The organism is Pseudomonas sp. GW823-FHT03E05, assembly GCF_058796855.1.
Map to the genome: position 1 here is coordinate 38,737 of NZ_JBXAJB010000001.1, position 23,641 is coordinate 62,377.

General features: G+C 68.0%; 12 protein-coding genes. 8 read left to right on the forward strand and 4 right to left on the reverse strand.

Annotated elements, in window-relative coordinates; genetic code table 11:
• The first annotated feature begins 67 nt into the window (after positions 1–67).
• Positions 68–1,510 (forward strand): mechanosensitive ion channel family protein, encoded by a 1,443-nt coding sequence (locus AC1RCO_RS00115; RefSeq protein WP_019094668.1) that lies wholly within the window; start codon positions 68–70, stop codon positions 1,508–1,510.
• 352 nt (positions 1,511–1,862) lie between these two features.
• On the opposite strand, the gene AC1RCO_RS00120 is transcribed toward AC1RCO_RS00115, so the two are convergent.
• Entirely contained in the window at positions 1,863–2,627 is a 765-nt protein-coding gene (locus tag AC1RCO_RS00120; RefSeq protein WP_019094669.1) for an AraC family transcriptional regulator, read from the reverse strand.
• 99 nt (positions 2,628–2,726) lie between these two features.
• On the opposite strand from AC1RCO_RS00120, the gene AC1RCO_RS00125 reads away from it, so the two are divergent.
• From AC1RCO_RS00125 to AC1RCO_RS00135, 3 genes are all read left to right on the forward strand, one after another.
• Complete coding sequence (locus AC1RCO_RS00125) at positions 2,727–3,860, forward strand: MFS transporter (RefSeq protein ID WP_065363183.1); 1,134 nt, start codon at positions 2,727–2,729, stop codon at positions 3,858–3,860.
• A 149-nt stretch (positions 3,861–4,009) separates the two neighbouring features.
• Positions 4,010–5,083 (forward strand): NAD(P)-dependent alcohol dehydrogenase, encoded by a 1,074-nt coding sequence (locus tag AC1RCO_RS00130; RefSeq protein ID WP_053152835.1) that lies wholly within the window; start codon positions 4,010–4,012, stop codon positions 5,081–5,083.
• 92 nt (positions 5,084–5,175) lie between these two features.
• Positions 5,176–6,087 (forward strand): universal stress protein, encoded by a 912-nt coding sequence (locus AC1RCO_RS00135; protein ID WP_011062349.1) that lies wholly within the window; start codon positions 5,176–5,178, stop codon positions 6,085–6,087.
• A gap of 14 nt (positions 6,088–6,101) precedes the next feature.
• Here AC1RCO_RS00135 and AC1RCO_RS00140 read toward each other — a convergent pair whose 3' ends face one another.
• Both AC1RCO_RS00140 and AC1RCO_RS00145 read right to left on the reverse strand, forming a co-directional pair.
• Positions 6,102–6,839, reverse strand: coding sequence for a Crp/Fnr family transcriptional regulator (locus tag AC1RCO_RS00140; protein WP_011062348.1), 738 nt, complete (start codon positions 6,837–6,839; stop codon positions 6,102–6,104).
• Positions 6,840–6,907: 68 nt separating this feature from the next.
• Positions 6,908–15,595, reverse strand: a complete 8,688-nt coding sequence (locus tag AC1RCO_RS00145) for a glycoside hydrolase family 94 protein (RefSeq protein ID WP_492617203.1) — start codon at positions 15,593–15,595, stop codon at positions 6,908–6,910.
• 497 nt (positions 15,596–16,092) lie between these two features.
• Between AC1RCO_RS00145 and AC1RCO_RS00150 the strand changes: the two genes are divergently transcribed.
• The 4 genes from AC1RCO_RS00150 (at position 16,093) to AC1RCO_RS00165 (ending at position 20,960) form a co-directional block, all read left to right on the forward strand.
• Positions 16,093–16,476, forward strand: a complete 384-nt coding sequence (locus AC1RCO_RS00150) for a DUF2946 family protein (protein ID WP_053152829.1) — start codon at positions 16,093–16,095, stop codon at positions 16,474–16,476.
• 118 nt (positions 16,477–16,594) lie between these two features.
• Positions 16,595–18,763, forward strand: coding sequence for a TonB-dependent receptor (locus AC1RCO_RS00155; protein WP_492617204.1), 2,169 nt, complete (start codon positions 16,595–16,597; stop codon positions 18,761–18,763).
• Positions 18,764–18,816: 53 nt separating this feature from the next.
• A complete protein-coding gene (locus tag AC1RCO_RS00160) occupies positions 18,817–20,295 on the forward strand; it encodes a PepSY domain-containing protein (protein ID WP_492617205.1) in 1,479 nt (492 codons plus the stop codon).
• A gap of 134 nt (positions 20,296–20,429) precedes the next feature.
• Positions 20,430–20,960 carry a DUF3087 domain-containing protein gene (locus AC1RCO_RS00165; RefSeq protein ID WP_342402354.1) on the forward strand — a complete coding sequence of 177 codons (531 nt, stop codon included), beginning with the start codon at positions 20,430–20,432 and terminating at the stop codon, positions 20,958–20,960.
• Positions 20,961–20,985: 25 nt separating this feature from the next.
• Here the strand turns inward: AC1RCO_RS00165 and AC1RCO_RS00170 are convergent, their stop codons facing one another.
• On the reverse strand, positions 20,986–23,586 hold the full coding sequence (locus AC1RCO_RS00170; RefSeq protein WP_492617206.1) for a hypothetical protein: 2,601 nt from the start codon (positions 23,584–23,586) through the stop codon (positions 20,986–20,988).
• Positions 23,587–23,641 lie beyond the last annotated feature (55 nt).

Below are 23,641 nucleotides of genomic sequence, written 5' to 3' on the forward strand. Positions count from 1 at the left end.
TTCCAGCTATACCTGCTCCTGCGTCTTTCGTGCGATCGTGCCGTCTTCGTCATGCCGGAGTGCCTCGATGTCTTCCCTGTTCAGCGATCATCCGTTGTTGGCCGCGCTGTTCCTGCTGTTCCTGGATATGCTGCTCTGGCGCCTGATCGGCAGCCGTGGCGACTACTGGAAGCTGGCGGTACGGGTGCTGATCTTTTCCCTCTACAGCCTGATGCTGTTCAACCAGGGCATGAACCCGATGCAGGCCGCGCCCTGGCCCGACGACGTGCCCCTGCACCTGGCCGCCACCGGCCTGGAAATTGGCTGGTGGCTGTTTGGCGCGCGGACCCTGACGGTGTTGCTGGGCACCCTGATGATGCAGCGGGTGGGGCATACCGGGCGCCTGCTGCAGGACCTGATGGGCGCGGTGATCTTCCTCATCGCCATCATCGCCGCCCTGGCCTATGTGCTGGAACTGCCGGTCAAGGGCGTGCTGGCCACCTCCGGGGCCTTGGCGATCATCGTCGGCCTGGCGCTGCAAAGCACCCTCAGCGACCTGTTTTCCGGGATCGTCCTCAACACCACCAAGCCCTACCAGATCGATGACTGGATCGCCATCGACGGCACCGAGGGGCGGGTGCTGGACATCGACTGGCGCGCCACCCGGCTGCAGACCTCCCAGGGCAGCATGGTGGTGATCCCCAACTCCCTGGCGTCCAAGGCCAAGATCACCAATTTCAGCCGGCCGGTGGATGTTCATGGCCTGTCGGTGAGCGTGCAGGTCAGCCCCCACGCGCGCCCGCAGAAAGTCATCGAGGCCCTGGAACGGGCCACCCTGGGCTGCCGCCTGCTGTTGAGTACCCCGGCGGCCAGCGTGGCGATGAAGAGCACCAGCAGCAGTGGCGCGGAATACGAGATCAGCGGTTTTGTCGCCGACATGGGGCACAAGCGCGAGGTGCGCAACCAGCTGTTCGACCTGGCCTTCCGCCATTTGCAGGCCAGCGGCATCGGCCTGCTGTCCGCCGCCGAGCCGGCCCAGGCGGCGACCCTGTCGCGGCCCCGGGCACTGCTGGACGCCTCGAGCATCTTTTCCACCCTGCGCCAGGATGAGAAGGACACCTTCAGCCAGAACATGCACCTGCAGACCTACCGTGCCGGCGAGACCATCCTGGCCCAGGGCGAGGTCAGCGATCACCTGTTCATCATCGAATCCGGGGTGGTTTCGGTGACCATGCAACGCGACGGCAAGCCCTTCGAGGCTGGGCGCATGGGGCCGGGGGAGGTCATCGGCGAAGCCGGCGTGGTGGCCGATCAAGCCACAGTGGCGCAGTTTGCGGCCAAGACCTTCTGCAGCCTCTACCGCATCGACAACGAGTTCCTCAAGCCCTGCCTGGATGCGCGCCACGACATCAACGAGGCCATGAAGAACCTCCTGGATTTTCGCCGGCACATGGCCCAGACCCTGTCCCAGGCTGCGCCCAAGCCAGTGCCCAGGAAGGGTTTCCTGCAATGGCTGCGCAGCCGCACCTGAGGCGCCGGCCACCCCAAGCCCCGGCCCGGCCCTGGCCTGACAATACCCCTGGCATCGCCGCGTCTGCGCGTAGCCGTTCGCAGCCTGCGGCAGCGGCTACAAAAATCGCCGATCGGCACTGGCCCTGTAGCCGCTGCTGAGCCTGCGAAGCTGCGCAAAGGCCCGCAGGGCCTTGCCTGGCGATCTCCCGCCCTGCCTCGCCAAGGCGCTGGGCCGCGACGGCATTGGTCTCCTCAAGCTCCCCGATAGCGGTCATGGGCCTGGGTGCGTGCGGCACGTAACGTAGCCCCACCTCGACCCGTGCTGTAGCGGTGGGCTTTCGCCACATCCCCCAGGAATGAAACGTGCGGCCTTACTTGAAATACGCCCGCGGCGTGGTGCCGGTCATGGCCTTGAAGAAGGCGATGAAGATGCTGTCGCTGGCAAAGCCCAGTGCGCAGGCGCTGTAGCCGATGCCGCGGCCTGTGGCGAGCAGTTCGATGGCGCGCATCAGCCGCCACTGCTGGCGCCATTGCTGGTAGCTCAGGCCGGTTTCACGCTGGAAGATCCGGCCGATGGTGCGGCTGCTGGCGCCGACCCGGGTGGCCAGTACCTGCAATTGCGGCGGCAGTTGCTCCAGGTTCGCCAGTAGCGGTTGCAGGCGTTTGTCCCGGGGCAGGGGCAGCGACAGGGGCTGGTGCAGGGCCTGGCGGATTTCCTCGATGCACAGGCCCAGCAGGTGCGGGTAGCGGCCCTGGCTCCAGTCGCAGTCGAAGGCGGCCTGGGCCATGGGTTCCAGCACGGCCTGGAGCAGCGGGCTGACCTCGATCACCGCCACTTCGGCCGGCAGGCGCCGGCTCAGTTCGGCGCTGAAGTACAGCGAACGGTAGTCCACGCTCTGCTGCATTTGCGCGCGGTGCGTGACCCCCGGGGGAATCCACGCCGCCCGCGAGGGCGGCAGCAGGCACAGGCGATGGTCCAGGGTGATCCGCGTGCAGCCCTGGCGGGTGTACAGCAATTGCCCGCGGCGGTGGCGGTGCAGGCCGGAGTCGTGGTCGCCGAGGGTCGCGGCGATGCCCAGCAGGGGGGCGTCGAAGCGGTCGGGGTCGAAGAGTGCCTGTGGTTCGAGCCAGGCCATGATTGGCGTACTTCCGATGTTTGTTGGCAGGGTTGCGATAATACGCCAGGCGCCGCTGCCTAGAATCGCCGGCATGTTTTTTTTGCCGAGCACTGCCTGATGAATCCCCGTTCCCTGCTGCCCCTGGCCCTGGCTCTGCTGATGTTCCCGCAGCTCGCCCAGACCCTCTACAGCCCGGCCCTGGCCGATCTTGGCCGGGCCTTTGGCGTGGCCCCCGCGCAAGCGGCCCAGAGCCTTTCGGTGTTTGTCCTGGGGTTTGCCCCGGGGGTGCTGCTGTGGGGGCGCTTGAGCGATCTTTGGGGCCGGCGCCCGGCCTTGCTGGGTGGCCTGACGCTGTATGTCCTGGCCATCGGGCTGCAATTGCAGGTGCAGAGTTTTACCGCGCTGTTGCTGTGCCAGGCCCTCGCCGCCCTGGGTGTGGCGGCGGGCTCGGTGGTGACCCAGACCCTGCTGCGCGACCTGTTTCGCGGCAGTGAACTGGTGCGGGTGTTTTCCCTGGTGGGCATGTTCCTGGCGGCCAGCCCGGCCATTGGCCTGTTCAGTGGCGCCGGGCTGGTGCGGGCCTGGGGCTACCAGGGCGCACTGGCCGGGTTGCTGGTGCTGGCCCTGGCCTTGCTCGGCTGGTGCGCCCGGGCCTTGCCGGAAACCCGTGCGCCGGCGCCGCACCTGGCGCCCCTGGCCGGGACCTTGTGGCAGATGCTCAGGGACCCGGGCATCTGGCGCTCGGCGCTGCTGGTGGCGCTGTTCAATGTGGCCTTGCTCAGCTACTACAGCCTCGGGCCGTTCCTGTTTCGCGACCTGGGGTGGGGCGAGCAGGGCTTTGGTTACAGCGGTGCGGGCCTGGCCCTGGCTTCGGGGCTGGGGGCCTGGCTCAATCGTCGGCTGCTGGGGCGGGGCTGGTCCGGTGACACCCTGCTGCGGCTGGCGGCCCTGGCGGTGACCCTGGGTGGCCTCGGGGTGACAGCGCTTGGGCACAGCCTGTGGTTGCTGCTGCCCATGCTCGGCGTGGTGCTGGGCTTCGGCCTGGCCATCCCCAATATCCTCGGCTCGGCGCTGGCGGCCTACAGCGACCGGCTGGGCAGCGCCGGGGCCGGGTTCGGCCTGTTCTACTACCTGCTGATTGGCGCCGGGTTGCTGCTGGTGGGCTGGGGCCAGGCCCTGGGGCCGACCCTGGGCCTGTGCGGGGTTGCGGCGCTGTTGTTGTGCCTGGTGCGGCGCCGGCAGCAGGGCTGAAGGGCGAGTTTGCGACACACGGTCGCCCCAGCGGCCGCCAAGGGGCCATTGTTTGACCATGATCAAGCCCTTCCCCGGGGTATCCGCGCAGTCTGTCAGCAGACCTGCGGATTCGCGCAGACCCCTTCCCGGCAATGGAGATCGGCAACATGGCCAAGATGAAAGCAGCGGTATTCGTGGAGAAGAACCGCATCGTGCTGGAAGACAAGGACATCCCCGAAATCGGTCCGCTGGACGCCCTGGTGCGGATCACCACCACCACCATCTGCGGCACCGACGTGCACATCCTGCGGGGTGAATACCCGGTGGCCAAGGGCCTGACCATCGGCCACGAGCCGGTGGGGGTGATCGAGCGCCTGGGCTCCCAGGTGCGCGGCTTCCACGAGGGCCAGCGAGTGATCGCCGGGGCCATCACCCCCAGCGGCCAGAGCTACGCCTGCCTCTGCGGCTGCGGCTCCCAGGATGGCCCGGACACCCGCCACGGCTTCCGCGCCACGGGCGGCTGGAAGTTCGGCAACACCATCGATGGCTGCCAGGCCGAATACGTGCGTGTGCCGGACGCCCTGGCCAACCTGTGCCCGATCCCCGACGGCCTGAGCGATGAAGAAGTGCTGATGTGCCCGGACATCATGTCCACCGGTTTCTCCGGCGCCGAGCGTGCCGAGGTGAACATCGGCGACAGCGTGGCGGTGTTCGCCCTGGGCCCCATCGGCCTGTGCGCGGTGGCCGGAGCCAGGCTCAAGGGTGCCACCACCATCATTGGCGTCGACACCGTGGCCGCGCGCATGAGCGTGGCGCGCGGGCTGGGGGCGACCCATGTGGTGGACTTCAAGCAGGGCGACGTGGTCAAGCAGATCATGGACCTCACCGACGGTCGCGGGGTCGATGTGTCGATCGAGGCCCTGGGCACCCAGGGCACCTTCGAGTCGGCGCTGCGGGTGCTGCGCCCGGGGGGCAAGCTGTCGAGCCTGGGGGTCTATTCCAGCGACCTGCGCATTCCCCTGGATGCCTATGCCGCCGGCCTGGGCGACCTGAGCATCCTCAGCACCCTGTGCCCGGGCGGCAAGGAACGCATGCGCCGGCTGATGGAGGTGGTCGCCAGTGGCCAGGTGGACCTCAAGCCGCTGGTGACCCACCGCTTCAAGCTCGACGATATCGAGGCCGCCTACGAGCTGTTCGCCAGCCAGCGCGACGGCGTGATGAAGATCGCCATCACCCCATGACCCGTGCCACCGGGCGCCCTTGATACCGGTCAAGGCGCCCGGCAGCACGGCATTCCACACTCAAGCTCACGTATCGCCCAAGGAGGAGCACCATGAGCCAGTACCAGCGTCTGTTGCTGATCGCCGATCCACAGCAGCACCAATCCCCCGCGGCGCGCCGTGCCGTTGCCCTGGCCCGGGCCAGCGGCGCGGCGCTGCACGCCCTGGTGTTCGTCGAACCGCCGGCGCGCACCTACCTGTGGGAAGAACACCTGGAAGACAGCGAGCGCGAAGCCTACCTGCAGCGCCACGAGCGCTGGTTGCAGGTGGAAGCGCAGTGGATGGCCGAGGAGGGCGTGCAGGTCACCACCCAGGTGATCTGGAGCACCCAGGTGCTCAAGGACATGCTCGCCTACATCGACGAGTTCCGGCCTGACCTGCTGATCAAGGACGTGACCCTGGAGTCGGCCCTCAAGCGCGTGTTCGTCACCCCGCTGGATTGCCACCTGCTGCGCGAGGCGCCGGTGCCGGTGCACCTGGTCAACGACGCGCCGCACAAGCTGCCCCGGCGGATTGTCGCCGCGGTGGACCCGGCCCAGTCCGACACCCAGATCCGCGGGCTCAATACGCAGATCATCCAGACCGCCCACGCCCTGGCCCTGCAATGCGACGCCCAGTTGCACCTGCTGTACGCCTACGACCTGATGCCGATGCTCGATGGCGTGGCGCCGGTGGCGTCCACCGCCTGGAGCGTCAACTGCCTGGACGAGCTGCGCGACTCCCTGCACAAGGAATTCGAACGCCTGGGGGATGAGCACAACGTGCCCCAGGAATTCCGCCACTTCATCATGGGCCCGCCGGTGCCGGGCATCGCCCAGTTCGTCGACGAATACCTGGTGGACGTGGTGGTGATGGGCACGGTGCACCGCACCGGCTTTGGCCGCTTGATCGGCAGCACCACCGAACGCGCCTTGTACTCGATGCCGGGGAGCATCCTGGCGGTGAAGGCGTCTGGCGCGGCCTGACACCCACGCCCGTTTCAGTCCGGATCGGCGCGCTTGCTGCCAGGCAGGTACGGCAGCAAGCGCTCGGTTTCCTTGCGCACCACCCCATAGCACTCGCAGCTGTGCTGTTCCAGCCGCGGCCGGTCAAGCACATTGATCCGGCCGCGGCTGTATTCGATGATGCCCTGGCGCTGCAGTTTGCCCGCGGCTTCGGTCACGCCTTCGCGACGCACCCCGAGCATGTTGGCGATCAGTTCCTGGGTCATCACCAGCTGGTTGCCCGGCAGCCGGTCCAAAGACAGCAGCAGCCAGCGGCACAGTTGCTGGTCGATGGAGTGGTGGCGGTTGCACACCGCGGTCTGGGCCATCTGGGTGATCAGCGACTGGGTGTAGCGCAGCATCAGCAGGAGCATTTCGCCGTGGCGGTTGAACTCGTCCTTGAGGCGCTGGCCGGGCAGGCGCAAGGCGTGCCCGGCGCTCTGCACGATGGCCCGGCTGGTGGTGCTTTCGCCGCCCATGACCAGGGCCACCCCCACCAGCCCTTCGTTGCCCACCACGGCGATTTCCGCCGAGGCGCCGTTTTCCATCAGGTACAGCAGCGACACCACTGCATCGGTGGGGAAGTACACGTGGCGCGGTATGTCCCCGGACTCGTAGAGCACCTGGCCCAGGCTCAGGGCCACCGGCTTGAGGTGGGGCAGCAGGCGCTCCTGCACCGCCGCCGGCAGTGCATTGAGCAAGTGATTGGGCCCGTGCCCAAGGTTGTCGAACATCTCAGAACCACCGGATGGCAAGGCGTCAGCGCTCACTCAGGGTAGTCCAGGGTGTGGCCGGGTGTCTGTCATGGTGCCGGCTCCGTATGGGTCGCTGTCGGGGTATGCCCGGCCTGCGCGGGCAGGGCCGCGGGCCAGGTGAGCAGCACCCGGCGCGTACTGCCGTCATCCAGCAGCGGTATGGCCAGCCCCACCAGCGGCCGGCCGTCCAGGCTCAGGCTGAGGGTGGCGCCGGGGTTCTGCCGCACTTCAATACGGTAGAGCGTCTCGCCGAACCGATAGTCCAGGCTGTAGCCCGGCCAATGCGCCGGGATCACCGGTTCGATGTACAGGCTCTGGCCTTCGCGGCGCAGGCCCAGCAGCGACTCGACGATCAGCCGGTAAGTCCAGCCCGCCGAACCGGTGTACCAGCTCCAGCCGCCGCGCCCGGTGTGGGGCGCCACGCCATAGACGTCGGCGGCCATCACGTAGGGCTCGACCCGGTAGGTGGCGACCTGTTCGGCACTGCGCCGGCTTACCGGGTTGATCATGTGCAGCAGCTCCCAGGCCCGGGCACTGTCCCCCAGGCGGGCGAAGGCCATGCTGGCCCAGACCGCGGCATGAGTGTACTGGCCGCCATTTTCCCGCACCCCGGGCACGTAGCCCTTGATGTAGCCCGGGTCCAGGGAGCTGTGGGCGAAAGGTGGGTCGAGCAGCAGCACCACGCCGCTGTCGCGACGCACCAGGTGCTGGTCCAGGGAGGCCATGGCCTGGTGCTGGCGGGCATCGCTGGCGGCGCCGGACAGCACCGACCAGCTCTGGGCGATGGAGTCGATGCGGCACTCCTGGTTGCTGGCGCTGCCCAGGATCTGGCCATCGTCGAACCAGGCGCGGCGATACCACTGGCCGTCCCAGGCCTGGCTGTCGAGGGCGGCGCGCAAGGCCAGGGCCTGGGCGCGGCACTCTCGGGCGAAGTCCGGGTCCTGGTGCTGCTCGGCGGTGACGGCAAAGCGTTGCAGCACTTCATGGCCGAAGAAGCCCAGCCACACGCTTTCCCCCAGGCCGTGTTCACCGACTCGGTTCATGCCGTCGTTCCAGTCCCCGGTGCCCATTAGCGGCAAGCCGTGGACCCCGCGCCGCTGGCCGTGCTCGATGGCGCGCCGGCAGTGCAGGTAGAGGCTTTCCCGCAGCCCGCTGGCCTGGGGCAGGTCGTAGTAGGACTCTTCCCCGGAATTGAGCAGGCGGCCTTCCAGGTAACCCACTTCGACCTCCAGCACGCTGTGGTCGCCGGTGATCTGTACATAGCGGCTGGTGGCCAGGGGCAGCCACAGGAAGTCATCGGAGCAGCCGGTGCGCACCCCGCGATTCTGTGGCGGGTGCCACCAGTGCTGGACGTCGCCCTCGGGATACTGGTGGGCGGCGCACAGCAACAGGTGCTCGCGGGCCAGGGCCGGCTCGGCGTGGATCATCGCCATGCTGTCCTGCAACTGGTCGCGAAAGCCGATGGCTCCGCCGGACTGGTAGAAACCGCTGCGGGCCCAGAAGCGGCAGGCAATGGTCTGGTACATCAGCCAGCCGTTGGCCATGACGTCGATGGCCGGGTCCGGTGTGCGCACCTGTACCGCGCCGAGGCTGCGCTGCCAATGCTGGTGCACGGCCGCAAGCTCGGCCTGCGCCATCTGGCTGCCGCGGTACTGCAGGACCCGGCGGGTGGCGGCCTTGGCATCCACTTCGGCCCCCAGGCGAAACAGCACCTCCCGGCTCTGGCCGTCCTCCAGTTCCAGGCTCACCTGCATCGCCGCGCAGGGGTCGAAACCGGCACCGGAGCGCCCGGACAGGCGCCCCCGAGTCAAGGCTGCCGGCGCCGCGAGGCTGCCGTTGCGGCCGATGAACTCACTGCGATCGCCGGTGAAGCTGCTGACCTCGGCGTCCGTATCGAGAAACGCCACGTGCCCGGAAAACTCCATGTTGTAGGGGTTGCGGGCGAACAGTGCGCCGCTCACCGGGTCGCTTTCGCTGACCACGTGCATGGCCGAGCGGCTGCGGGACTCTCCCAGCACCCATTCCACATAGCAGGTGGCCGACAAGCGCCGTGGCCGACCGCTGAGGTTGCGGATCTTCAGCCGCGAGAACTTGATCGGCGCCTGCAGCGCCACATAAACCGTGAGCTCGCTGTGGATGCCGTCCTCTTCATGCTCGAAGACGCTGTAGCCGAAGCCGTGGCGGGTGCGGTAGCTGCCGCTTCCGGGGCAGGGCTGGGGAGTGGGCGACCAGACCCGCCCGCTGTCTTCGTCGCGCAGGTACAGGGCCTCGCCGCTGGGGTCACTGACCGGGTCGTCGTGCCACGGGCTGAGGCGGTATTCGTGGGCGTTCTCACGCCAGCTGTAGGCGCCGCCGGTTTCCGAAATCACCGTGCCGAACAGCGGGTTGGCGAGCACGTTGGCCCAGGGCGCGGGCGTCGGCTGCCCGGGGTTGAGGGTGATCAGGTATTCACGGCCGTCGCTGCTGAAACCGCCGTAGGGGGTTTCCAGGATCAGCTCTGGCGCTGCAGCGGTGCTGGCTCGGCTGGCGGGTGGTGGCAGGCGTACCAGGGGCGCTTCCAGGCGCGGCAGCGAAGGGTCGGCGCGGCGCCGGTGGACTTGCTCGGCGAGGCTGCCGCGGCTGTCGCTGACCACCAGGCGCGCCACCGCCAGCATCAGCGTGCGGTCCTCGCCGGACAGTTGCTGGGCCGGGCGCACGAAGATGCCCCCCGGGCGGTCGATCAGGCTGGCTTCGCTGCCGGAGGTCACCAGGCCCATGATCAGGTCCTGGAGCTGCTGGCGGTAACCCGCCTGGTCCTCGTTCCAGATCACCAGGTCCACCGCCAGGCCTTTTTGCCGCCAGTAGGCGTGGGCCTTGATCAACTGCTGCACCAGGGCAATGTTGGCCAGGTCGCCCACTTGCAGCAGGACGATCGGCAGGTCGCCGGAAATGCCCTGGCCCCAGAGCCCGGACTGGCTGCGCCGGTTGGCCTGCAGCAGGCTGTTGTCGGCGCGCAGGGTGGCGTTGGCGTAGAGCAGCGAAGCTGCCATCTGCTGGAACAGCCGGGCCTCGGCCAGGGACGCGTTGAGCTGGCGCAACAGCACCTGGCTGTGGGTCCAGGCCAGGTCGAAGACCCGGTCCGCCAGGTGCCGGTCGCGGTATTTGTGGATCAGTTGCAGGCAGTGTTCACGGCTTTCGGCGACCCCGGTCACCAGGTCGATGGTGGCGCTCTGGCCGGGGTCGAGGGTGATCCGGCAGCGGATCGCCACGATCGGGTCGAGCACCGGCCCGGCGCTGCCCGAGAGCCGTTCGGTCTGTGGGTCCAGGGCCTGGGGCGCGGCCAGGTCGCGGCCACGGCCGATAAAGCGCGCGCGGTCGGTTTCGTAGGAAATCGCGTCGATGTCCACGCCGTGAGCCGCCAGCAGGTGGCACATCCAGGGCACCGGCTGCTCCTGGGAACGTGGACGGCGGCTGCAGACGATGGCCTGCCAATCGGGCAGCAGCTCGGTCTCGATGAACAGGTTGCTGAAGGCCGGGTGGGCGGCATCGCTTGGAGCCGGGGCCAGCACCACTTCGGCGTAGCTGGTGAGCTCGATGCTGCGGCGTACCCGGGCGCGGTTGCAGATGTGCAGGCGGCGCAGCTCGATGGGGTCTTCGGGGGACACGACGATTTCCGTGTGGCTGTCGAAGTCCTGTTCACGCACGCGGAATTCGGCCCGGGCGTCGGTGAAGATCGCCTCGAAGCTTGAAGGGCGGCCTCGGGTCGGCTGGTAGGCGGCGGACCAGAACGTGCCGCTGGCCACGTCCCGCAGGTAGCAGAACTGGCCCCAGTGATCGCGGGTCGGGTCTTCGTGCCAGCGGGTCACCGCCAGCTCGTTGCAGCGGCTGTAGCCGCCGCCGGCGCTGCTGAGCATGACGTGGTAGTGGCCGTTGGAAAGCAGTTGCACCGCCGGGCGCTTGCGGTCCGGGTCGGCGAACACCCGCAGTTTGTTCTCGTGGGCCCGGGCGGCTTCGTCGGCCGCCGGGGCACCGGCGGCATGCAGGTACTGGGCGGCGGTTTTCGGCACTCGTTCCTGCAACAGCAGGGCGATGGCCTGGAACTGCGGGTCGGATTCGAAGCGCCGCTGCATGGGCTGGTCCAGCAGCAGCCATGCCAGGGACAGCAGGCTCATGCCCTGGTGGTGGGCCATGAACGATTGCACCACGGCATGGTTCTGGCCCCGGGGCAGGCGCGACTCGGTGTAGTCCACGGCTTCATAGAGGCCGAAGCGGCCCTGCAGGCCCAACTGGGCCAGGCGCTGCAGGTTCTGGCAGGCTGCCTGGGGCGCCACCATCAGCGCCAGGACGCTGGCGTAGGGCGCCACTACCCGTTCCGCGCCGAGGCCACGCTTGAGCCCCAGCCCCGGCACGCCGAACGCCCGGTACTGGTAGTTGAACTGGCTGTCGAGGGTGTTGTAGCCCGACTCGGACACGCCCCAGGGCAGGCCCAGTTGCTGGCCGTGCTCGATCTGCAGGGCCACGGCGGCGTGGCAGGTCTGGTCCAGCAGGGTGCCCTGGTAACTGGGCATCACCAGCATCGGCATCAGGTATTCGAACATCGAACCGGTCCAGGACAGCAGCACCGGGGTACCGGCGCTGCTGGTGAGCAGGCGGCCGAGGGCAAACCAGCTTTCCTGGGGCAACTGCCCCTGGGCGATGGCGACAAAATGGGTCAGGCGCACTTCCGAGGCCAAGAGGTCGTAGTAGCCGGCATCCAGGCGGTGCTCGTCGGCGTTGTAGCCGATCACCAGCAGATGGCGCCGGGTGTCGTAGAGGAAGCAGAAATCCATCTGCGCCATGCCGGTCACTTGCTCCAGCAACTGGTTCACCGCGGTGCAGCGTTCCAGCGCCAGTTTCCGTAGCGCGGCGATCCGCCCATGGTGCCGGGGCAGCCAATAGTCGGTGTCCAGCTCGGCCAGCTGGCGCCAACTGAGGAGGCCGAAGCGGCGACCGTCGGCCATGGGCGGTGGGGTGCGCCAGAGCAATTCGTCATGCAGGTCGCGACATTGCGCGGTCAGCGCCTGGTGCCAGAAGGCGCTGTCATCGGATGCCTCGCCGTGGGAGTCGACGGCGCTCTCGCCAATGCGTTGCAACAGGCCCAGCAGGCCCTCGGCGCTGACCCCGGCATGCAGGCTCAGGTGTTCATGCACGGCGCGGGTTTCCAGGCGCCAGCGCAGTACGGCCGCGGTGTCCTGACCCGCTGCGGTGAGGGCGTCCTGGAGCACGTCGAGGCAGTCCAGCAGGCCGTTGGCGATCTGCACCGGGGACGGCGGGCTGTCCATCAGGCCCTGCAAGCCCGGGCGCAGGGTCAGCAGCATCCCGGCCAGGTTGCCGCTGTCCACCGTGGACACATAGCGCGGTGGCAAGGGCTCCAGGCTCTGGGTGTCGTACCAGTTGTAGAAGTGCCCGCGATAGCGCTCCAGCCGGCCCATGCTGGCGAGCATCCGTTCCAGGCGCTGCAGCAGCCGGCTGCTGCTCAGGTAGCCGAAGTCATGGGCCGCCAGGTGCGCCAGCAGGGCCAGGCCCAGGTTGGTGGGGGACGTGCGATGGGCTACCCGCTGCTGGGGTTGCTCCTGCAGGTTGTCCGGGGCCAGCCAGTTGTCCTGGGGGCCGACGTACTGGTCGAAAAAGGCCCAGGTGCGGCGGGCCAGGCTCTGCAGGAAACGCCGCTGGCCCGTGTTGGGCACGAAGGCCACCTGGCTGGCGGGGCGGCTCAGCCACCAGGCCAGGGCCGGGCCGGCCAGCCAGGCCAGCAGCAGGGGCACGGCCACCAGCAACTGTGGGCGCGGCCACGACAGCCCGGCCAGGAGCAACGCCAGGGCCGGGCCGACCCACATCCGCCGGTAGAGCTCCAGCAGGCTGTCATCGGGGCCGCGTTCGGCTTCCCGGGACGGTTGCCATTGCAGGCGATACTCCTTGCTGATGCTCATGCGCCATAGCGCGCGTCCCAGGGCACCCAGGCTGTAGGCCACCTCATGGGGCAGCCAGGCCAGGGGCAGCAGCGCCCGGCACAGGTGCTGGCCGGCTGTGCCCAAGGCGGCCACCAGGTGTTGTTGCAGGGGCACATCCGGGGTCTTTTCCAGCAGCTCGCGAAAGGCCGCCGACAGCGGCAGCACCAGCAGCAGAATCAGCACCGCCAGGGTCCAGGCCACGGGGTGGGTGGCCCCCAGCCAGCCCCACAGCAGCATGCCCAGCAGGGCCATGGGCTCCAGGCTGCGGCGCAGGTTGTCGAGGATCTTCCAGCGCGCCAGGGGGCTCAGGCGATTGCTTTCCAGGCCTCCACCGGCCTTGGGCGACCAGGGCAGGAGCCACGGCAGCAGTTGCCAGTCACCGCGGATCCAGCGCTGGCGGCGCTTGACGTCGGCGCTGTAGCGGGCCGGGTATTCCTCGAACAGCTGCACATCGCTGAGCAGCCCGGAGCGGGCGTAGCAGCCCTCGATCAGGTCATGGCTGAGGATCCGGTTGTCGGCGAAGCGCCCGCCCAGGGTCTGCTCGAAGGTGTCTACGGCATAGATGCCCTTGCCGACGAAGGAGCCTTCCTGGAACAGGTCCTGATAGACGTCCGATACGGCGCGGGTATAGGGGTCGATCCCGGCGTCGCTGGCGAACAGCCGGGCATAGGCCGAACGGGCGGTGCTCGACAGGCTGATGCCGACCCGCGGCTGGAGAATCCCGTAGCCGCTGACGATGCGCCCGCTCAACGGGTCGGCCAGGGGCCGGTTCAGGGGGTGGTCCATGGCCCCCACGCATTGCTGGGCCACGTCCCGGGGCAACTGGGTGTCGCTGTCCAGGGTGATCACGTAGGTGATTTCAGGCAGTGCCTGGATATCGCCGACGATCAGCGAAAAACGCTCCCGACCCCGGCCGCGCAGCAGGGCATTGAGGTCTTCGAGCTTGCCGCGCTTGCGTTCGTGGCCCATCCAGCAATGTTCCGCCGGGTTCCACAGGCGTGGCCGGTGCAGCAGGTAGAAGCGCTCCACGGCTTCTTCGGGGTACTTCAGGTTCAGCGCCTCGATCCGTTGCCGGGCCAGCATCAGCAGGCCGGCATCGGCGTCCAGGGTTTCGCTGGGGGCGTCGAGAAAGTCGCTGAGCAGGGCGAAATACAGCTGGGCGTCGCGGTTTGCCAGGAAGCGCACTTCCAGCCCTTCCACCAGCTCCTCGACATCCGCCGTGCAGCCGATCAGGCAGGGTACTGCTACCAGGGTCCGGGCTCGGGGAGCAATGCCTTCGCTGTAATCCAGGCGCGGCAGGATGCCGGGGGCCACGGTCAGGGTCACCAGGCCGTTGATCAGGCCGATGGCCAGCCGGCTGGCGAGCAGCAGCGCCGGCACCGCCAACAGCCCCAGCCAGTAGTGGCCGGAAGTCGCTTCCTGATACAGGGCACTGAGGAAGGGCCAGGCGAACAGGGCCGAGAGCAGGATCACCGGCACCAGGAAAAAGCCCAGGGGCGCCTGGGTCAGCAGGCGGCGGCCACGTTCAGCCAGGGGGACTCGGGCGCCGATCTGCTGTTCCAGGGTGCGCCGGCCAGCGCCGATCAGGTAGTGACCGACGTGGCCGGCCACGGCTTCCGGCGCCTCGGCGCGGTACTGGGCGCGGGCCAGCTCGATGCACTGGCGGGCCACCTGTTCTTCACTGTGGCGGCAGTGCCGGGCCAGGCGTTCGAGCACATGGCGGTAATGGTCGCGGGTGGCGAAATCCATGCGTCGGTAGACCCCCGCGGGGTCCTGTTCCAGTACCTGTTCGACCCGGCTCATCAGCTCGACGAACTCGCGCCAGTTGCTGGCCGAGAGCAGGCGCAAGCTGGAGATGCTGTTGCTGATGGAGACCTGGTCGGCGGCCTGCTGCTGGGCGTCGAGCTGCACCAGGCGCTCGATGTTCAGCCCGGTTTCCCCCAGCAGTTGCTCGATCCAGGCCAGGGGCAGCACCAGGGCCGCGTTCTGTCCTTGCAGGCGACGCGCCAGCTCGGCGACGAAGGCGGCGGTCATGGGCGGTGCCGAGCGGGCCATGTCGGCCACCGCCAGCACCACGCTCTTGGCGTCCTGCTCGGCGGTTTCCATCAGGCGGTCGGCCCAGTCGTTGGCCAGGTTGCGTTCGCTCCAGTTGGCCATGACCCGGAAGGCCACCCGGCGCAGGTTCTCGATCAGGGCCAGGCGCAGCATGATGGGGATTGCCCATAGCTCGCCGAGCATCAGCGGGGTGACGCTCTGGTAGCTGTCGACGAAGCGCCCCAGGCTGTCGGTGTCGACCCGGCCGTCGCCGTGGGAAATGGTTTCCAGGGCGATGTCATAGACCCGCGGCAGGCCCGCCGACTGGCCGTTGGCCAGGCGCGGCAACTGCCGGCTGTAGCCCCGGGGCAGGTGGGTGCGGGTGATGCGGATCTGTTCTTCCAGCAGGTAGTAGTTGTCCAGCAGCCATTCCGCGGCGGGGGTGGCCCGGGGTGAGGCGTGGGTGGCGGCGGTCAGGCTCTTGCAGCAACTGGCCAGGGCGCTGGCGTTGTCCGCCAGGCGGGCCAGCAGCCAGTCCGGGGTGCGGCTCGGGCTCAGGCGATGCTGTTGCGCCAGCAGGGTGCCGTGGCGGGCCATCTGTTCAGTGCTGAACAGCTCCGAGCGCAGCGGCGCCTGGTATTCGACGCTGTTGCGCGAGGCCTTCCATTGGCCGTATCGGGCGGCGGGCAGCCGCCAGAACCTCAGGAATGCGTGGGTCCAATGACTGTCCATGTTTTCCTTGGCATAACAGAGCCGTCCCTCGGCACGGGGTGCGAGGGAGGGCCGGGAGCGGGGCGTGCGGTCAAATCGAGGCACCGTCGCGACGAGCGTGTCAGGCAAAAATCTGCAACCTTGAGGTTGCCGGGCAGAGGCGAGGGTTGTCTGTGCGCTGGGGCACATAGCCTGGCGATAAGGATGAAGGGTGACGCTGCTTGTAACCGCTGCCGAGCTTGCGAGGCTGCGACAAGGGCCGCAGGACCTTCAGCACTCTCAAGAGCGGCGCCTGCATCGCAGTCGTTCGCAGCCTGCGGCGGCTACAGGGACCGTATGGGCTGGGAGCTGCTTTGAAGGTGAGGCGATGCGCCTTCTTTTTAGTTCTGGTCCGACACTGCACTCTTCGGGAGTCGGCTATAAAGCTCGCCACAACCTCACCGCTGGCAGGCCCATGAGTCTCGCTTGCCCTGCATGGGTGATTTTCCGCCGCTTTTTTCACTGTTAATCTTGCCGCCATGACCCATGCCTCCCCCCATCGCCCCCACATTGCCTGGACGCTGTATTTCTGCGTGCTGTTCAACGTGTTCGTCTGTGGCCTGGGCCACGGGCAGATGGCCGGGCTGGAGCTCAATGGCGTCGGCGGGCAATTCTGTTCCGCCATGGGCAACCCGGGCCCGGCCCTGGACGGCGACTTCAGCGATCAGGCCGCCGCCGGTGGGTTGAGCACGTTCATGTGCCCATTGTGCTCGGCCGTGAGCCTGGGCATCGCGCTGCTGTTTTGCCTGGGCTGGATGCTGCGCCGCCAACGCCCGCCACGGCTGGGGGGCGAGCAGCGCAGCAAGGCGCCGCCGCGTTCTTGCTGGCCTGCGCTCAATCCCCGGGCACCTCCTCTGGGCTGACTCGCTCCGGCGACCGTCATCGGCGGTCGCGCTTTCTCGTCCTCCGGCACTAGCTGCACGGTCGCTCCGGCGACTGTTGCCGGACGCTGTTCGATGATTTTTTTTCGAGTCCGAGTCCATGAAACACCTCAATCGCTCCCCCCACTGCGCGGCGCTGTGCTGCGCCCTGTCGTTCAATGCCCTGGCCGACTCCCCGCTGGAGTTGCCGCAGATGCGCATCAGCACCGACGAAGAACGCAAGATCGGCCTGCAACTCGATACCCAGGGCAGCACCGGTTCGCGCCTGGGCCTGACGCCCCGGGAAACCCCGGCTTCGGTCAGTGTGGTCAACCGCCAGCAGATCGAGCAGCGTGGCGCCGCCAATACCCAGGACATCCTGGCCAGCGTGCCGGGGATGAACGCGGCCTCGTCCCCCGGGGTGCCGGGCTTCGTGTCCTATCGCGGCTTCTCCGGGGCGCAGATCACCCAATTGTTCAATGGCATCAGCGTGCAGTACGACTCCATCGCCGCGCGCCCGGTGGACAGCTGGATCTACGACCGGGTCGAGGCCGTCGGCGGGCCGTCGAGCTTTCTCTACGGCGCCGGCGCGGTGGGCGGTTCGATCAACTACATCACCAAGCTGCCGTCGCGCACCGAGTCGTTCAATGAAGGGCGGGTCAGCTATGGCTCCTACGACAGCACTGAAACCTCCTTCGGCTTCAACCACGCGCTGAACGAGGGGGCCGGCCCGCGGCATTACGCGCGCCTGGACCTCAGCCACACCACCAGCAACGGTTATGTCGACCGTGAACAGCGCGACGCCTGGACCACGGCCTTCTCCCTGCTGACGGATTTCAACGACCAGCTGTCCCACACCCTGGCCTACGAGTACCAGGACGAGCGCGTCGACAGCCCCTACTGGGGCACCCCGGCGCTGAACCCGTTGGGGGGCAAGATGGAGGTGGACAAGAGCCGGCGCTTCGAGAACTACAACGTCCGTGATGGCCGTTACGAACAGCGGGTGCAGTGGTTGCGCTCGATCATCGACTATCAGGTCGATGACCGTACTTCGCTGCGCAACACCCTGTACCACTACAACGCCGACCGCGAATACCGCAACCTGGAGACCTACGCCTACAACAGCGACAACAGCCAGGTGGTGCGTTCCGGCATCCTGCTCCAGCGCCACGCCCAGGAGCTCAACGGCAACCGCTTCGAGCTGCTGCATCACAACACGCTGTTCGGCCTGGACAGCCAATGGTCGGCGGGCATCGACTACAGCCACAACGTGATGAGCAACTTCCCGCGCTCGGTGTCGGGCTCACTGCCCGGCGTTGATCCGGGCGATTTCGACCCGGGCAGCTTCTGGGACTTGCCCGGCATGCAGCGCGGCTTCGACAAGAACCGCCGCAACCAGGTGGACACCTGGGCCCTGTTCCTGGAAAACCGCCTGCAACTGAGCGAGCGCCTGTCCCTGCTCAGCGGCCTGCGCCACGACCAGATCGACCTGCAGGTGACCAACTACCGCGCCGTCACCGAGGCCAACCCGGCGTTTTTCCAGCGTAAGTACCGCCCGACCACCGGGCGCCTGGGGCTGGTCTACGAGCTGACCCCGGCGGCCAACGTGTACGTGCAATACAGCACCGCCGCCGACCCGCCGGCGGGCATCCTGACCACCGCCAGCTATGGCCAGGTGCGCGACTTCGACCTGAGCACCGGCAACCAGTGGGAGGTCGGCAGCAAGTTCGATTTCCTCGACGGCCGCGGCTCGGCGACCCTGGCCGCCTACCGCATCGAGCGCAAGAACCTGTCCACCGCCGACCCGAGCAACCCCGGCAGCAGCCAGCCGGTGGGGCAGCAGTCTTCCCGGGGCGTGGAACTGGCGGCATCGCTGCGGGTGACGCCCAGGCTGCTAGCCGAAGGCAACTTCGCCTACGTCGATGCCCAATACGACGAGTTCTATGAAAACGTCGGCGGGCGCCCGGTATCGCGCAAGGGCAACAGGCCCACCAATACCCCGGACAAGATCGGCAACCTGTGGCTGACCTATGACCTGGCGCCGTCCTGGCAGGTGGGCAGCGACGCCCGCTACGTGTCTTCGATGTACGCCAATGCGGCCAACAGCCGCTACGCGCCGGCCTACACGATCTTCGGTGCCTTTGTCGGCTATCAGGTGAACGCCGATACGCGGATCACCGGGCGGGTGCGCAACCTCACCGATCAGGTCTACGCCCGCACCACCGCACCGAGCCAGCTGTACCTGGGGGCGCCGCGGACCTTCGAACTGGCGCTGCAAACGCGCTTTTAACCTGAGCCAGCGGGGCGCCCGGTGGCGCCCCGCGCATCTGCGAGTTGCCCGTGATGAAGCGTTACCTGTACCTCTGGCACCGTTGGCTGGGCATCGTTGCCTGCCTGTTCATGGCCCTGTGGTTTATCTCCGGGGTGGTGATGCTGTATGTCGGCTACCCCAAGCTGACCCCGGCCGAGCACCTGGCCCACCTGCCGGTGCTGCAACTGGAGCCTGCCCCAGCCGAGCTGGGGCAGGTGCTGCACGCCGCCGATCCGCACCAGCCGCCCACCCGCATCCGCCTGACCACGGTGGCGGGGCAGCCGCGCTACATCCTGGAATACCCCGGGCCGCGCAAGGTGGCGGTCGACTCCCACAGCGGCCAGCCGGCGGCGCCCCCCGATAGGGTCGAAGCCCTGGCCGCGGCCCGCCAGTTCGCCCCCGAAGCGGTGGCGCGTGATCGTGGCGTCGTGCAGGAAGACATGTGGAGCCTGTCCCGGGCCCTGGATGCCGACCGGCCGCTGCACCGGGTGGCCATTGCCGATGCCGAACGGCGCCTGCTGTATATCTCCGGCACCACCGGCGAGGTGGTGCGTGACGCTACCGCCAGCGAACGCGGCTGGAACTGGATCGGCGCCTGGCTGCACTGGCTGTACCCGTTGCGGGGCATCGGCATCGATGGCGCCTGGGGGCCGATCGTCACCTACCTGTCCCTGGCCGCCACCCTGATGGCGGTGCTCGGCCTGGCGGTGGGCGTGCTGCGCTGGCGCTTCAAGCGCACCTACCGCAACGGCTCGCACTCGCCGTACCAGGGTTTTGCCCGCTGGCATCACCTGGGGGGCATGCTGTTCGGCGTGCTGCTGATCACCTGGATCTTCAGTGGCCTGATGTCGATGAACCCGTGGAAGCTCTTTAGCAGCGCCCAGCCCTTGTCGGTGGCGGCGTACCAGGGTGGTCCACTGCGCGCCCTGGCCTTCCCGCTGAATGCCGGGCAGGTCCTGCAACGCTTTGCCGATGACGGCCTGCAGGCCCGGGAACTGGAGTGGCGGATGATCGCCGGCAAGGGGTATGTGATTGGCTATGACGGCGCCGGGCGTACGCGGATCTTCGACATGGCCGGGGATCGGGTCCAGCGCCGGTTCCACCCCGGCACCTTGCAGCAGGCGGCCTGGGCCATCCGGCCAGGGCAACCGATGCTCGTCGAGCAACTTGCCGCCTACGACTTCTATTACTACGCCCGGGAACCGCAGAGCATGATGGGCCACCTGCAGCAGCGCCTGCCGGTGCTGCGGGTGCGTTTCGACGACCCGGCGCAGACCTGGCTGCACCTGGACCTGCACACCGGCGCCATCGTCGGCCAACTGGACCAGCCGCGCCGCGCCTCGCGCTGGCTGTTCGCCCTGCTGCACAGTTGGGACTGGCTGCCGCTGCTGGCCAACCGGCCGTTGTGGGATCTGTGGATGATCGCCTTCAGCGCCGGAGGTTTGCTGGTCAGCGCCAGCGGGGTGGTGCTGGGCTGGCGGCGCCTGGGGCGGTCGTTGCAGCGGCGTTGACGCGGGGGCAGGGGAATACACCGACCTGGATCAGCCTAATGGGATATTTTTCCCGTTTAACCCACCGGCGGCCGGTCCAGCGGTGATAATGCGCGCCAGCCACTCACGTTCAGCCATTGGAGCCCGTCGCGCCCATGTTCGTCATCACCCCGCAGGACCCTGAGATTTACCGTCGGCAAACCCGGCGCAGCACCTTGATCATCGCGCTGGTGTTCATTGCCCTGGCCATGCTGTTTTCCAGCGCGGCGGTGGCGCTGTTCGGCCAGCCCGGCGGGGACAACCTGCTGTGGAACGCGGCAGGTGTATTCACCGGCCTGCTGATCAGCGCGGCGTTGTTGCGCAGTGTGTTCTGGAGCAAGCCGTGGATGGCGGCGGCGGTCTATGGCTGGCGCCTCAAGCGCAGCCTGATGCGGGTGACCAACGTCATGCACCAGGTCACCGCCGGGGTGGCGGCGGGGGATCCTGCGGCCCTCAAGCTGCTGCGCTTCTATCACCTGGGGCTGATCCAGATGCACCAGCTGGACGCCAACTCCAGCGCCCACGGGCAGATGCACGGTGAGGTGGAGCGGCATCTGGCGCTGCTGGCCGAGCATGGCATCGACCCGCACCAGGAACGCCTTGAAGCGCAATGGCTGGAAGCGGTGAAGCGGCACAAGACCCCTTGACCGGCAGGCCCCGGCGCTGCCGGGGCTATTGCAGATACCGCCACAACGCCTGGGCAATCTCGCTGGGCTGGCACTGGGTGCCGAAGACTGCCTGGCCAATGCTCAGGCCCAGTTGCCGGTAACTCTCGAACTGCGCCTCATCGAAAAACTGGTCCACGGTGCTCTGGTTGGGAAAGCCCGGATTGGTCCGGGCGTAGTTCAGCACGTCCGGCGTCAGTCCGGCGATCAGCCGGGGCTTGAGCACCAGGATCCGGCAGTGGGGCGTCTGGCACAGGTCATCGTCACTGCCCGGGGAGTGGGCATGGACGTTGAGCAGCAGGGCGCATTTCTGGTTCTCGGCGCTCGGTGGCTGGCGGAATTCCTCAAGGCTGGCAAACACCGTCTTGAGCTGCGGATGGCTCAGAACCCCCGGGTCTTCGCGGATCTCCAGGGCCTGGTCGATGCGCGCCAGGCGCACCAGGTTGGCCAGGTCGTCGAACTGGTAGTCGGGGTCGCAGCCGGCGTCGCAGGTGACGATCAATTCCACCTTGCGCTCCTTGCGTAGCAGTTCGTAGGTACCGGTGTTTTCGAAGTGCCCGCCGTCTGACAGGTACTGGTAGTCGCGGCGGTAGCCGTGAAAGCGCGCGGTCAGTTCATAGAACAGGTAGGCCTGGGTGCCGTAGCGGGTCCAGGGCTTGAGGTCCCGGGGCACCCAGTGCTGTTGCCCGGGGTCGAGGAAGTGGCTGGGCCACCAGATGCCCAGGCGCACGTTGGCCAGCCCCAGCACCAGCGACATGCCGAGGCTGGTGGCGCGACCCAGGCCGGTGCTGAAGGCGGCGCCGGAGACGCCGATCCACTGGCCCAGGGTCAGCGGGCTCATGATCTCCGAGGCCGGGCCATGGTCGAGGTCGCGACGATAGGCCGTGCCATCGAGAATGTAGCGTTCTGCCGGGCATTCGGCGCTGGGGGCCGGGCTGTCGGGTGCCCAGTTCGGCGCGATGCACAGCGGCTTGCCCTTGCGGTCGCGCTGCACCAGTTGTTCGGCCGGGTCGACGGTCAGGTTCATGGTGACGTTGATCAAGTGCACCGGGCCGGCACTGGGGCTGGCGTAGTACTGCTGCAGCGACAGGTCGTCGCTGGACATGGGCTCGGCCACGCTCATGTAGGTGCGGCGCTGTGCGGCCGGGCCGTTGAAGCGTCGGCCATTGGAGGCGCCCAGGTAGGCGCGGATCAGCCGCGCCGAGTAGAAGGCCTGCAGCGATGAGGTATTGAGGAAACCGATGAAGCGCCCGCTGATGTGGGTCAGCACGGCCGCCAGCAGGCTCAGCGCCGCCAGCCGCCAGGCCACCGCGTGGTCGCCGGACACCACCCCGCCGTCGTGGGCGATCCACTGCACCAGCAAGCCCCAGCACAGGCATAGCAGGCTCAGCAGCAGGCCGCCGGCAATCAGCGCGAGCACGTCCAGCGGCAGCTTGTGCATCCAGCCCGGCAGGCGTTTTTCATCCTTGAGCAGGGCCAGGCGCCGCACCAGCCACACCAGGCCCACCAGCAACAGTAGGCTGCCCAGGGCCCTCAGGTCGTGCAGGTAGCTGTACAGCGCCTGGGCCGCAGTCACCAGCAGGGCGAGAAAACCCAGCACCGCCACCGCGGCCATCGCCCGGCCCAGGGCGCGGGTGATCTGCACCCGATAGTTGCGCACGCTGTTGGCGCAGGCGTTGTCCTTGGCCGGGTCGCGGTTGTCGGCCAGGCGCCGCACCAGTTGCCGGGTGATCAGCAAGGCGCAGCTGCCCACCAGGGCACAGCCCAGGGTCAGGGCGCCCACGGCCTGCCACTGGGCCAGCCAGTAGGCCAGGGCGCCGCTGAGCCACAGGCCGATGACTATGCCGAGCATGATCCGGTACGCCGCGTTGCCCATGCTCGGCGGCCGGTCCAGGTCGCCCTGGGGAATGACCAGCCAGTACGCCACGGCGCAGGGCAGGGCGAACAGCGCACTGGCCATCAGCGGCCAGAGCAGCAGGCTGGCCTGGCTCAGGACCTGGAACAGGCTCAGCAGGCTGAGCAGCAGCACGATGGGCAGGCCGATCATGGCCTGCAGCGACAGCCAGTTGCGCCAGGTCATGGCCAGGGCGTAGAGCATGTCACCGGAGCCGGTGGGGGTCAGGTAGCGGCCGTTTTCCCGCAGCCAGGCCGCGGGGCCCTGGCCCGGTGGCCGGGTGGCGTAGTCGACGCCGGTGCTGATGCGCCCCGGCGGCTCGAAGCGCAGGGCCTGGTAGGCGTTGTGGGCGGCATGGGCCACCGGGTCCTGGGGAGCCTGCGGCTGCAGGCGCCCGGGGAGGAACAGGCTGCTGAAGAAACTGCCGATATAGCCACCGCCGCTGACCGTGGACAGGTAGTCGATGCGCGACAGCAGGCTGTGTTCGCGTGCGCCCGCAGGCTGTGGTTGCGCCTCGACGGGGGCTGGAGCCCGGGCCATGGCCTGCAGCACCCCAAGGCCGAAGGTTGCACTGCGAATGCCGCCACCGGACAGTGCCAGCCCCCAGTTGCCCCGGCCGGGTGCGCCGGTTTCGGGGGCTTCCTGTTGCAGGCTCTGGCGCCTGAAGCGGATGCGTTGGTGCTCGATCTGGTACGAGGTGTCGGCAGAGATCATGGGCCTTCCTTGGAATCGGGTGTGAGGCACGAGCCAGGGGGAGTGCCAGGCCGGG

Bases quoted from the DNA above. Each gene is read 5' to 3' on its own strand.
- AC1RCO_RS00155 (WP_492617204.1), top strand. From the start codon at position 16,595: ATGAAACACCTCAATCGCTCCCCCCACTGCGCGGCGCTGTGCTGCGCC.
- AC1RCO_RS00115 (WP_019094668.1), top strand. From the start codon at position 68: ATGTCTTCCCTGTTCAGCGATCATCCGTTGTTGGCCGCGCTGTTCCTG.
- AC1RCO_RS00125 (WP_065363183.1), top strand. From the start codon at position 2,727: ATGAATCCCCGTTCCCTGCTGCCCCTGGCCCTGGCTCTGCTGATGTTC.
- AC1RCO_RS00130 (WP_053152835.1), top strand. From the start codon at position 4,010: ATGGCCAAGATGAAAGCAGCGGTATTCGTGGAGAAGAACCGCATCGTG.
- AC1RCO_RS00135 (WP_011062349.1), top strand. From the start codon at position 5,176: ATGAGCCAGTACCAGCGTCTGTTGCTGATCGCCGATCCACAGCAGCAC.
- AC1RCO_RS00150 (WP_053152829.1), top strand. From the start codon at position 16,093: ATGACCCATGCCTCCCCCCATCGCCCCCACATTGCCTGGACGCTGTAT.
- AC1RCO_RS00165 (WP_342402354.1), top strand. From the start codon at position 20,430: ATGTTCGTCATCACCCCGCAGGACCCTGAGATTTACCGTCGGCAAACC.
- AC1RCO_RS00170 (WP_492617206.1), bottom strand. From the start codon at position 23,586: ATGATCTCTGCCGACACCTCGTACCAGATCGAGCACCAACGCATCCGC.
- AC1RCO_RS00120 (WP_019094669.1), bottom strand. From the start codon at position 2,627: ATGGCCTGGCTCGAACCACAGGCACTCTTCGACCCCGACCGCTTCGAC.
- AC1RCO_RS00145 (WP_492617203.1), bottom strand. From the start codon at position 15,595: ATGGACAGTCATTGGACCCACGCATTCCTGAGGTTCTGGCGGCTGCCC.
- AC1RCO_RS00160 (WP_492617205.1), top strand. From the start codon at position 18,817: ATGAAGCGTTACCTGTACCTCTGGCACCGTTGGCTGGGCATCGTTGCC.
- AC1RCO_RS00140 (WP_011062348.1), bottom strand. From the start codon at position 6,839: ATGTTCGACAACCTTGGGCACGGGCCCAATCACTTGCTCAATGCACTG.